The following is a 558-nucleotide window of genomic DNA, read 5'->3' on the forward strand; positions in this document are numbered from 1 at the left end:
TAATATTTACTAGTATGGTTATCTTTTCAAAAAAATAAACCCTCTCAGGTTATTTTAAAGAAAATGGTGGAGGGGGGCAGATTCGAACTGCCGAACCCGAAGGAGCGGATTTACAGTCCGCCGCGTTTAGCCACTTCGCTACCCCTCCGACATTTAAAATATATATGGTGGAGGATGACGGGATCGAACCGCCGACCCCCTGCTTGTAAGGCAGGTGCTCTCCCAGCTGAGCTAATCCTCCAAAAGTGGTGACCCGTACGGGATTCGAACCCGTGTTACCGCCGTGAAAGGGCGGTGTCTTAACCACTTGACCAACGGGCCAAAAATTGTAAAACTCTTCCCAAGCTTCCAACCGGGCTTGAACCGGTGACCTCTTCCTTACCATGGAAGTGCTCTACCAGCTGAGCTATGGAAGCATAATGGCTCCGCAGGTAGGACTCGAACCTACGACCGATCGGTTAACAGCCGATAGCTCTACCACTGAGCTACTGCGGAATAATATTAGCCTGGCAACGTCCTACTCTCACAGGGACAAGGTCCCAACTACCATCGGCGCTA

General features: G+C 50.5%; 5 tRNA genes. All 5 read right to left on the reverse strand.

Annotated elements, in window-relative coordinates:
- Nucleotides 1–64 precede the first annotated feature (64 nt).
- Nucleotides 65–148, reverse strand: a tRNA-Tyr gene (locus tag ACZ76X_RS28965).
- A gap of 17 nt (nucleotides 149–165) precedes the next feature.
- Nucleotides 166–241: transfer RNA gene (locus tag ACZ76X_RS28970), tRNA-Val, on the reverse strand.
- A 5-nt stretch (nucleotides 242–246) separates the two neighbouring features.
- Nucleotides 247–321, reverse strand: a tRNA-Glu gene (locus tag ACZ76X_RS28975).
- Nucleotides 322–343: 22 nt separating this feature from the next.
- Nucleotides 344–416: transfer RNA gene (locus ACZ76X_RS28980), tRNA-Thr, on the reverse strand.
- A gap of 4 nt (nucleotides 417–420) precedes the next feature.
- Nucleotides 421–495, reverse strand: a tRNA-Asn gene (locus ACZ76X_RS28985).
- Nucleotides 496–558 lie beyond the last annotated feature (63 nt).

The organism is Bacillus sp. BC05(2025), assembly GCF_056725905.1.